Here is a 10,084-nt window from a genome sequence, read left to right as displayed (position 1 = left end):
AGGCGGCGCGGCCCAGCATGACCCCATCCAGCTTGACGCCGTCGATCTCCGCCAGATGCGCCTCGGCCGCGTCCATGGAGGCGATGCCGCCATTGATCGAGATGTTCAGATGCGGCCGCTCGCGCTTCAGCCGGCGCACCAGATCGTAATCCAGCGGCGGCACGTCGCGGTTCTCCTTGGGCGACAGCCCCTTCAGCCAGGCCTTGCGCGCATGGACGACGAAGACCTCGATCCCGACGGCGGCGCAGGCGTCCACCGTGGCGAACAGGCTGACGGCCGGGTCCTGATCGTCCACCCCGATGCGGCATTTGACGCTCGCGGGCAAGCTGACGGCCCCCTTGATCGCCGCCATACAGTCGGCCACCAACTCGGGCTCGCGCATCAGACAGGCGCCGAACCGACCCGACTGCACCCGGTCCGACGGGCAGCCGACGTTCAGATTGATCTCGTCATAGCCGAACGCCTCGCCGACCTTGGCGGCCTCGGCCAACTGCGCGGGATCCGACCCGCCCAGTTGCAAGGCCACCGGATGCTCCAGCGCATCGAACCCCAGCAGCCGCTCGCGATCCCCGTGCAACACCGCCGGCGCCGTCACCATCTCGGTGTAAAGCAGCGCCCTGCGCGTCAGCGCTCGGTGGAACGCCCGGCAATGCCGATCGGTCCAGTCCATCATCGGGGCGATGGACAGCGTGCGGGAGGCGTTCAGGGACATAGGGTTGCGGCTTGACCGGCGATGCAGGGGCGACTGCGGCTGCCCATACGCCATTTCCGCGCTGCCGTGAAATCAGAGCTCCCAATGCACGGGTGTAGCCGGAGAGGCGTCCCGTGCTGGATCACACGGGACGCTTTGGTCAGGCTTAGCGACGGGCGCGCATTTCCAGTTCGCCGATGCGGCGGCTCAGGTAGGCCGTGTCGTCGGACGAGGGGCTGGTGCGGCTGTAGGCGGCGTCCAGGCGGGCGAGGTCGCCGGCCTCGACGCGGATGTCGGCGGCTTCGGTGCGGCTGACGGTGCCCGAGCGCTCGGCGGCGGTCAAAGCGGTTTCCAGGTTCGCCAGACGGGTGCGGGCAGGCAGATTGGCGGTCGGCGTCTGTCCGGCCGGGCCGTCGCCGACCCGCAGGTCCAGGGCGTCCAGACGCGCGTCCAGATCGGCGCGCTCGCTGGCGCTGATGGAGCCGTCGGCGCTGAAGCGGCTCTCCAGCTGGATCAGGGCCTGATAGTCGGATTTCAGGCGTGTCGCCTCGGTGCGGGTGATGCGGCGCGCGGTCACGGCGGCGTTGACGCGGGTCTCGAAGTCCGCGCGGCCCTGGGCGACGGTGTCCATGTCGGCATAGCCCGAGGCGCCGGCTTCAAGGGTCTGGGTCAGGGCGGTGTAGCGGGCGTTCAGATCAGCGCGTTCCTGGGCCGAGATGCCGCCGACGGCGTATTGGTTCTCCAGATCGACCAGGGCGGAATAGTCGGCGCGCAGCCGGGTCGCGGCCGAGGCGGAGACGCCGCCGGCGCGCACGCTGGCGTCCACGCGGGTCGAGAACTGGCTCTGGCCGTCACGCAGCGGACGGCCGCCGCGCAGCCAGGCCTGATCCATGGCCGACAGGCCCAGACGGTCGCCGAACAGGGCGCCCACGACCGCGCCCAACCGATCCTGGGTCGTCGAAGGATATTGCGTCTGGGCGACTGCCGCGCCGCCCGCAAGGGTCAGGGCGGTGGTGGCGATCAGGGCGAGGCGAACGTTGCGCATGGGGAGGCTTCTTGTCGGTTGATGTCAGCCGACAAAACGACGGTCGTCCGGCTTGGTTGCCTGCCGGCGCCTCAGTCGCGAATGAAGTGCGGCACGAAGCGCGAGGTGTTCCTCGTGATGCGGCCCACATCCTCGCGCAGGCTGATGCCCGCCGGTTCGGTTCCCACGACCCAAGACCCGACGATCACATGATTGCCGTCGAACAGGGGCGGATCGCACAGCGCCTGGCGGATGTAACGCCCTGCGCCATAACCGCCGTCCACCACCTCTGCGGCGCTGACGCCCCGGTCGATCAGTTCGACATTGTCGCCCTCGCGCGAGAACAACGGCTTGCGCACATAGGACGAGCCCAGCGCCGCCTCGGCCGGATCGCCCTCGAAATAGCTTTCCAGCAGGTTGGGGTGGCCCGGATGCCGCTCCCACAACAGCGGCAGGATGGCCTTGTTGGACAGGATGCTTTTCCACGCCGGCTCCAGCACGGTCACGTCCGCCGTCGGCAGGGGCGCGGCGTAATCGTCGCGCAGCATCTGCTCCCACGGATAGAGCTTGAACATCGCCTGGATGATCCAGTTCTCGTGATCGACGAACCGGCCGTCGGCGTTCAGCCCGATCTGGTCGATGGCGACGAACTGGGGCTCCAACCCGGCCTGCTGGGCCAGGTCTTCCAGGAAGCGCACCGTCTGGCGGTCCTCGACGAAATCGGCGTCGGAGGCGAAATGCACGAAGCCGCCGTTCGGGAAGATGGCGCGGAACCGCTCGACCAGCTTCTCATGCAGGCTGTTGAACTGATCCGCATCGGCGGGCAGGGCGCCGGCCTTGATCTGGTCCTCCAGCCACAGCCATTGAAACACCGCCGTCTCATAGATGCTGGTCGGGGTGTCGGCGTTGTATTCATACAGCTTGGCCGGACCCGTCGCGCCCCCCGAGCCGGCATAGGCGAAGTCAAACCGGCCATAGAGGGAAGGGTCGCCCCGCTTCCAGCTGTCGGCCACATAGTCCCGCATGGTCTCGGGAATATCGAGCTGCTCCATCAGTCGCTCGGACTGGACGGCCTCGTTGACCAGCTCCAGGCACAGGCCGTGCAGTTCCTCGGTCGGCGCCTCGATCCCGTCCTCGATCTCGGCCAGCGAAAAGGCATAGGCCGCCGTTTCGTCCCAATAGGGTTTGCCGTCGGTGTGGCGCCAGGTGAAGCCGAGTTCCTCGGCCTTGGCGTCCCAGTCGGTGCGGGGATCGAAGCGCAGACGCTCCATGGATCAGGCCGGGTCTTTGTCGGGCGTAGATTGGCCGATGCGCGGCGTGACCACCGTCACCTCAGGCTGGCTGAGGCGGGCCAGGACGTCGTCGGCCGAGGAGTGACCGGGCAGAATGCCGGCCTCGCGCAGCTTGGCGTCCAAGTCCGCGCCGGTGCGACGATCCTCCAGCGCCTGGCTGGCGTTCAGCTTCTCTTCCTGGATCGCCTGGCGCTGTTTAATGCGTTGCAGGCTGTCCGCCGCCGAGCCGATGCGCGACTGGGCGCCGGCCGAGTTCAGGGCGACCGACGTCTGGGCCTTCTGGACGGAATCGTTGACCTTGACGATGTCGATCTCGCGACGAAGCGTCTCGATCTTCTGGTCGGTCGAGGCGATGGCCGTGCGCAGGCGCGTCTCGGCCGTCTTCATGTCCTCGATCAGCGGACCGCGGCTGGTGATCTCGACCTCCAGCTCGGCGATGCGGCCGGCGACTTCACGCGCGAGGTCGGTCTTGCCCTGACCCAGGGCGGTGCGGGCCGAGCTTTCGTATTTGGCGATCTGGTCGCGGAAGCTGGCCATCTCGTTTTCGGCCATGCGGCGGCGCGCCACCAGGCCGGCCAGGTCATCGCGGGCCTTGCCCTGGGCGTTGTCGGCGTCGCGAATTTCCTGGTCGAGGATCTTAAGCGCATTGGCGTCGACGACGCCCTGGGCTGCATCGTGGGCCGAGCCGCGGAACAGGGCGGACAGTTTTCTGAGCATGGACATAGTCGGTCTTCCGGGATCAGGCGGCGTCGGCGCCGAAGGTTTCACGCAGTTCGGTGGCGTCGATCGCATTCTCGGCCAGGGTGCGCAGTTCGATCAGGATGGTCTGAAGCGTCGTCTTGCAAGAGAGTTCGCCCATCAGCTCATACACGTCTTCGCCACCGACATTGGTGATGGCGAAGTTGGACAGGGGCACCACGCGCTGGGCCTTCAGCAGGAACTCGTTAAAGGCGTGGCGATCCTTTTGCTCGGCGACGGGCCACAACAGGACCGAACAGACGATCTGCGCGCCGCCGACGCTCAGATAGACCGGCAGGTCGCCGTATTCGTGCATGGTCGCCAGCAGCACCGGCTCGGCGCCCTCGACCACGCGCAGGGTCATTTCGCCGTCACGCAGCAGGGTTGAGCCGTCCAGAGCCGCCTTGATGGCAGGCACGGTCCAGGGGGTCTCGATCACGGCGTCCATTTGATGGTCGTCTCCAGAGGTGATGGAATCGGAAGTGGGGCGGCGCGGGCGCCCCGCAAGCTGCGGCCCGCGTGTTGAGTCTGTGACGATGGCGCGCACGGCCGCCTTGACGTCGTCGCGGGCGGCGGCCGGCACCCAAAGCTCCAGCTTGACCAGGCCTGCTTCACGACGCGCCTGTCGCCACGCACGAATGCGGTCGTTGGCGGCGGAAGAGGGCGATGTGTCGGTCGGCATATCGTTACATGAAACGCGTAACATGAACGCTTGACTTGACGCAAGATCGGACGGAATGTCGCGCCATGAACCGCCTCATTCGGTCCCAACGCTTCTGTTCGCTCGCCGTCGGCGCGCATCGGGCCTAGATAGTCGCCCATGTTCAAGAAGCTTTTCGGATCGTCGGAGAAGGCCGCGCCCGCCAATCGGCTGGCGACCGTGCGCAACATCACCGTGGGCCGCACCGTGTCGCTGGACCCGCTGGCTTGGCGCCGGCTGGGCGAAGAGACCCATTTCACCCTGGATCGCGACGTGCTCGACATCTCGGCGCAGGGGTTGGTCAGCCTGGACAGCGGCCAGTTCGTCCATCGCTTCTACACCGACGACCACGTCATGCTTCAGGCCATGAGCGACGACGAGGCCGGGCTGGAATCCTACGACTTCAGCCTATTCGTGCCCTGGACCTCGGCTTATCCGCCGGGCGAGCGCGAACGCCGCATCTGGCGCGACCGCCTGTCGGCGCCGGTCTTTCACGGCGCGGCCGAGGAGTTGCCCGACTATCCCCGCTTCTGGTTCGCCGAGAGCGACGCCATCCAGCCGCCGGTCACCCTTTGGGAGACGATCTGGGACGACCGCGCCGCGACCGCGCCCTATGCCAAGATCTTCCAGACCTGCATGCTGTATGCGCGCGAACTGGGCGGCGGGCGCGAACTGATGCTGGCGCTTGAGCAGCAGCCCGAGGGCGGCGACACCACGCACGAAATCATGATCGGCATTCCGCTGGAAATGGCCGAGTTCCGCGCCTGATCGCGCAATCCGAGGGGGCAAGACCGATGTTCGACTGGTTCATTTTTCAGCAGGGGGCGATCGCCTTCCTGATCGCCTTCGCCATGGCGGGCGCCTTCACCCTGGCCTTCAAACTGATCTACCAGTGGGTCACACCGTATCACGAACATACGCTGATCCGGGAAGGCAACACGGCCGCCGCCATTGCTCTCGGGGGCGCCCTGATCGGCTATGTCCTGCCTCTGGCTTCGGCCCTGTCGCACACCGTCAGCCTGATGGAGTTCGCAGCCTGGGCCCTTCTGGCCGGCGTGATCCAGATCGTCGTCTTCGTCGCCATCAGCCGAATGGCCTTCCGCAATCTGGTCGTCCGCATCGAGGCGGGCGAGATCGCCGCGGCCGTCTATCTGGCCTCCATCTCCATCTGCGTCGGCCTGCTCAACGCCGCCTGCATGACGTCGTGAACCCATGACCGACCCCAAAGAGCTGCCCCAGAACCTGGCCAAAACCGACACCATGCGCCGGCTGAAGCGCTCGCGCGTCCTGCACGTCAGCAGCCTGATGGCGACCGCCAGCTTCTCGCTGGCCGCCTGCGGCTCGCCCCAGCGCGTCCCGGCGCCCGAGCCCGAACCGACCTTGGCCTATCAGTCGTTGGACGAGTGCAAGGCCGCCAACGACATTCCCGACAACGAATGCGACGCTGCCCTGACCAAGGCTCAGCAAGAGGCCGCTAAGACCGCGCCGCGCTACGCCACGCGCGAGGAGTGCGAGGGTCAGTGGGGACCGTCGCAATGCCAGCCGAACAACAACGGCGGCTCCTTCTTCACCCCGCTGCTGACCGGATTCATCGTCGGCCAGATGCTGAACGGCGGCGGATATCGCGGCGGCGGACCGCTGTACCGCGACCGCGAGGGGCGGCTGTCGAACGGATATGGCGGCGGCTACGCCTACCGCGACTATCGCACCGGCAAGACCCTGACCAACGCGCGCGAGCATGGCGACGTCGCCCGTCAGGCCCCGACGCGGGTGCAGAGCCGCACCACCGTCGTCTCGCGCGGCGGCTTCGGCGGCGGCGGCCGGGGCTACGGCGGCTGATACAGTTCTGGCGCCGGGCGCCGGTCTTCCCCTAATAGGGATCGCTCTCACGCTTCACGACAGACCGGACCGCCTCGCCTCATGACCGCATCGCCGCCCCCGAATGGAGGCCTGGACGTCGAAAGCTGGGGCGACCCCGAGGATCCCATCGTCCTGCTGATCGGCGCGCCCGAGCATCTGTCCGGCGACTGGCGCCGGTCGGTGCGCGCGCTGGTCGAGGCCGGCCGCCACGTCATGCTCGCAGCCGATTTTGATGAAGCGGACGACAGCTCCGCCGCCCTGCGTCGACTGCTGACCGAGCTTCCCTCTCGCCCGGCCATCGTCTGTTCCGACACGACTCTGGACGCGGTCGCGCCTGCGCTCGCCGTCACCGGCCCGGCCTTGGCCAGCTGTCTGGCGGTCGTCGCCGAAGGGCAGGAGGCTGTCTCGCCCGAGCTTGAGGCGCAGTTGGCCGGCGTCCCGATCCAGACGATCGCGCGCGCCGAGGCGCCCGACGCGGTCGAGACCGAGAACGCCGCCCTTCTGGGCTTTCTCGAACGCCACGCCCCGCGCGACGCCCTGTATTATCAGGCCGGCTCCGACCCCCGCACTCTGCGCGACGCCCTGGGCTGTTTCGCCACCGGGGTCACGGTGGTCACGACCCTCGACGAGGCCGGACAGCCCGTCGGCCTGACCGCCAACTCCTTCTCCTCGGTGTCGCTGGACCCGCCGCTGATCCTGTTCTGCCTGGCCCGTTCGTCCACCAATGTCGACCGTTTCCGCCAGGCCGAACATTTCGCCATCAACGTCCTGCATATCGGCCAGCAGCCGACCTCCGGCGTCTTCGCCCGATCTCAGGCCGACCGGTTCCAGGACGTGGCGTGGGAGACCTGGGACACCGGCGCGCCCATCCTTTCGGGCGCCCTGGCCAGCTTCGAATGCGGAACCGAACAGATCGTCGAGGCCGGCGATCACCTAATCATCATCGGCCGGGTCCGGCGCGCCCGGTTCGAGCCGCGCCGCGATCCGCTGCTCTATTTCCGGGGCAAGTATCGGCGGCTGCACTTTTCCTGACCGGCCGGGATCGCTATCTCTCGCCCGAAATAGAGGAAGCCGTCCCCATGTCCGCGACCACGTCCGCCGATCCCGTCGTCATCGTCTCCTATGCCCGCACCCCGATGGGCGGTTTCCAGGGCGCGCTGTCCGACGCCAAGTCCACCGACCTGGGCGCCGTCGCGGTCAAGGCGGCGCTGGACCGCGCGGGCCTCGATCCGCAAAAGGTCGAGCAGATCATCATGGGCTGCGTCCTGCCTGCGGGCCTGGGCCAGGCGCCGGCGCGTCAGGCGGGCATGGGCGCAGGCCTGCCCACCGCGACCGAGGCGACCACCATCAACAAGATGTGCGGCTCGGGCATGCAGGCGGCCATGATGGCGCACGATGCGCTGGTCGCCGGTTCGGCCGATGTGATCGTGGCGGGCGGCATGGAGTCCATGACCAACGCCCCGTATCTGATGCAAAAGCACCGGGGCGGCGCGCGCATCGGCCACGACGTCATTTCCGACAGCATGTATCTGGACGGGCTGGAGGACGCCTACACCCCCGGCAAGCTGATGGGCCAGTTCGCCGAGGACACGGCCAAGGACTATCAGTTCACCCGCGAGCAGCAGGACGCCTACGCCATCGAAAGCGCCGGTCGGGCCAAGCGGGCCCAGGAAACGGGCGCCTTCGACGCCGAGATCGCCTCGGTCGAGGTCAAGACCCGCAAAGGCCCCGTCACCGTCGACCGCGATGAACAGCCGACCAGGTCCGACCCGTCCAAGATCCCCAATCTGAAGCCCGCCTTCGGCAAGGACGGCACGATCACCGCGGCTTCCGCCGCCTCGATCTCGGACGGCGCCGCCGCCCTGGTCATGATGCGCCAGTCGACCGCCCAGGCCCTGGGCCTGACGCCGGTCGCCCGCGTGGTTAGCCAGGCCGCCCACGCCCACGAGCCGCACCTGTTCACCACTGCCCCGGTCTTCGCCCTGCAAAAGGCGCTGAAGAAGGCGGGCTGGAGCGCCGACGACGTCGATCTGTGGGAGGTCAACGAGGCCTTCGCTATCGTGCCGATGATCGCCATGCAGGAACTCGGCATCCCCCACGACAAGATCAACGTCAACGGCGGCGCCTGCGCCCTGGGCCACCCGCTTGGAGCTTCAGGAGCACGCGTCCTGACCACCCTGCTGTCCGCCCTGAAAGCCCACGGCAAAACCCGCGGCATGGCCGCCCTCTGCATCGGCGGCGGCGAAGCCACCGCGATGGGCGTGGAGTTGGTTTAGGGCCGGCGTGTTGTCTTGAGCGAACGCTGCGAGCGTCCTCTTCGGGTGGCTAGCATATCTAGTTGCTAGAGGCCTGCTTGCGTTAAGTGCGGCCAATCGTGAATGAAATCACGGTTTGGTCGCCGTTCTCGTGAAACGCGATATCGCGCCCATCCACCTGACGACGACTGCTACAGCCAAGCAAGTCCCAACTGGCGGTCGCGGGCTTGCCAATGGCCGAAGGCCATCGTGCGTATGGCAGATCTCGAGGCGGAGTGAGCGCATCGCAGGGCCGTAGCAAAGCGGATTCGACAGCCGACCTGATCTCTGGATCTCTAAATAATGCGCTGTTCAATGTGAGCCGGATGCAAAGCTCCAGTTCGCGGCAGTCTTGATTGTCGCCTGGACCGAGCAGCGCACATCCCTGCTGCAGCGAGAAGAAATGCTGGAGCGAGTCTTCCGCGCAAAGGCCGGACTTGCCGATCGTATAGGCCTTGTCGCCGAAGGCTTCGTAGAAGCTCTTTCCCAGCTTTTTCCGGATGACCGCTTCCGTCGCCGCCGCCCGGAATGCGTCGCCGTAAGGAGCCGGATCGTACCCGATCAAAGGCGGCCCTTTCGGAAATGGAGCGCATCCGGCGAGAGTGAGGAGACCAAGGGCGAAAAGGGATCGGAGGCTCATGGATGCACTCTGATCGGGCCGCCGAAAAAGCTCAACAGTTCGCGCTCGCAGCCTACGGGCAGAACGTCTCGGATAGGCCGAAAACCGCAGCAGCTTTTCGGCTGGCCATATATGCCAAAGCCTTAAGCCGCGAACGCCGCCCGGATCGGCTGCACCGTCTGGTCGGGCCGCTTCACCGGCAGGTCGAAGCTGACGACCGTGCCGACGCCCGGCTGGCTTTCCATGCTCAGCTGGCCGCCGTGCATTTCAATCAGGGATTTGGTCAGGGCCAGGCCCAGGCCGGTGCCTTGAGTGGTCTTGGAATGCTGGCCCTCGACCTGTTCGAACGGGCGGGCGAGGCGCACCAAATCTTCGGGCGCGATGCCGATGCCGGTGTCCGCGCAGGCGACGCGGACGCGGTCCTCGCCCTGCGCGCCAATGAAGGGTTTCAGCGACACGACGATGGAGCCGCCCTCAGGCGTGAACTTCACGGCGTTGGAGATCAGGTTCAGCATCACCTGTTTGACGCCGCGCTGATCGGCCTCGATGTCGGGCAGGTCGCCGGCCTCGACCGCGATCTTGAGGCCCGCCTCCTGCACCTTGCCGCGCATCAGCCGCACCGCGTCCTCGCACACCTCGCGCAAGGAGACCGGCTCAAAGTGCAGGGTCATCTTGCCGGCCTCGATCTTGGCCATGTCCAGCACGTCGTTGATCAGGCTGAGCAGGTGCTGGCCCGACTTCAGGATGTCGCCGGCGTATCCCTTGTATTTCGCGTTTAGCGGCCCGAACAGCTCGCTGGCCATGATCTCTGAGAAGCCGTTGATGGCGTTCAGCGGCGTGCGCAGTTCGTGGCTCATATTGGCCAG

General features: G+C 66.8%; 12 protein-coding genes. 5 read left to right on the top strand and 7 right to left on the bottom strand.

The window, feature by feature from the left end:
- The 5 genes from dusA to B3T77_RS06060 form a co-directional block, all read right to left on the bottom strand.
- Positions 1-712, bottom strand: a 712-nt coding sequence (gene dusA / locus B3T77_RS06080; RefSeq protein WP_292078182.1) for a tRNA dihydrouridine(20/20a) synthase DusA, incomplete at its 3' end; no start/stop codon positions are given.
- 145 nt (positions 713-857) lie between these two features.
- The gene (locus tag B3T77_RS06075) at positions 858-1,736 is read right to left on the bottom strand and encodes a hypothetical protein (RefSeq protein ID WP_292078181.1); all 879 of its coding nucleotides are present in this window, start codon (positions 1,734-1,736) and stop codon (positions 858-860) included.
- 71 nt (positions 1,737-1,807) lie between these two features.
- A complete protein-coding gene (locus tag B3T77_RS06070; protein WP_292078180.1) occupies positions 1,808-2,986 on the bottom strand; it encodes a glutathionylspermidine synthase family protein in 1,179 nt (392 codons plus the stop codon).
- A 3-nt stretch (positions 2,987-2,989) separates the two neighbouring features.
- Positions 2,990-3,730 (bottom strand): PspA/IM30 family protein, encoded by a 741-nt coding sequence (locus tag B3T77_RS06065; RefSeq protein ID WP_055803477.1) that lies wholly within the window; start codon positions 3,728-3,730, stop codon positions 2,990-2,992.
- A gap of 16 nt (positions 3,731-3,746) precedes the next feature.
- Positions 3,747-4,427: a DUF2170 family protein gene (locus tag B3T77_RS06060; protein ID WP_292078179.1), complete on the bottom strand. Its 681-nt coding sequence runs from the start codon at positions 4,425-4,427 to the stop codon at positions 3,747-3,749.
- A gap of 138 nt (positions 4,428-4,565) precedes the next feature.
- Between B3T77_RS06060 and B3T77_RS06055 the strand changes: the two genes are divergently transcribed.
- The 5 genes from B3T77_RS06055 to B3T77_RS06035 all read left to right on the top strand — a co-directional run bounded on the left by B3T77_RS06055 (position 4,566) and on the right by B3T77_RS06035 (position 8,581).
- Positions 4,566-5,213, top strand: coding sequence for a DUF2491 family protein (locus tag B3T77_RS06055; protein WP_292078178.1), 648 nt, complete (start codon positions 4,566-4,568; stop codon positions 5,211-5,213).
- A gap of 26 nt (positions 5,214-5,239) precedes the next feature.
- A complete protein-coding gene (locus tag B3T77_RS06050; protein ID WP_017506364.1) occupies positions 5,240-5,653 on the top strand; it encodes a DUF350 domain-containing protein in 414 nt (137 codons plus the stop codon).
- Positions 5,654-5,657: 4 nt separating this feature from the next.
- Positions 5,658-6,284, top strand: a complete 627-nt coding sequence (locus B3T77_RS06045) for a DUF1190 domain-containing protein (protein ID WP_292078177.1) — start codon at positions 5,658-5,660, stop codon at positions 6,282-6,284.
- Between the two features lie 81 nt (positions 6,285-6,365).
- Positions 6,366-7,337 carry a flavin reductase family protein gene (locus tag B3T77_RS06040; RefSeq protein ID WP_292078176.1) on the top strand — a complete coding sequence of 324 codons (972 nt, stop codon included), beginning with the start codon at positions 6,366-6,368 and terminating at the stop codon, positions 7,335-7,337.
- 47 nt (positions 7,338-7,384) lie between these two features.
- Positions 7,385-8,581, top strand: coding sequence for an acetyl-CoA C-acyltransferase (locus B3T77_RS06035; protein ID WP_292078175.1), 1,197 nt, complete (start codon positions 7,385-7,387; stop codon positions 8,579-8,581).
- 82 nt (positions 8,582-8,663) lie between these two features.
- On the opposite strand, the gene B3T77_RS06030 is transcribed toward B3T77_RS06035, so the two are convergent.
- A complete protein-coding gene (locus B3T77_RS06030; RefSeq protein WP_292078174.1) occupies positions 8,664-9,239 on the bottom strand; it encodes a hypothetical protein in 576 nt (191 codons plus the stop codon).
- A gap of 122 nt (positions 9,240-9,361) precedes the next feature.
- The coding region (locus tag B3T77_RS06025; protein WP_292078173.1) for a sensor histidine kinase at positions 9,362-10,084 on the bottom strand (723 nt) is incomplete at its 5' end.

This window comes from Brevundimonas sp. UBA7838 (assembly GCF_002500885.1).
Classification (GTDB): domain Bacteria; phylum Pseudomonadota; class Alphaproteobacteria; order Caulobacterales; family Caulobacteraceae; genus Brevundimonas; species Brevundimonas vesicularis_C.
The sequence above is the reverse complement of the archived record's forward strand: the minus strand, read 5'-3'. Positions and strand labels throughout refer to the sequence as shown.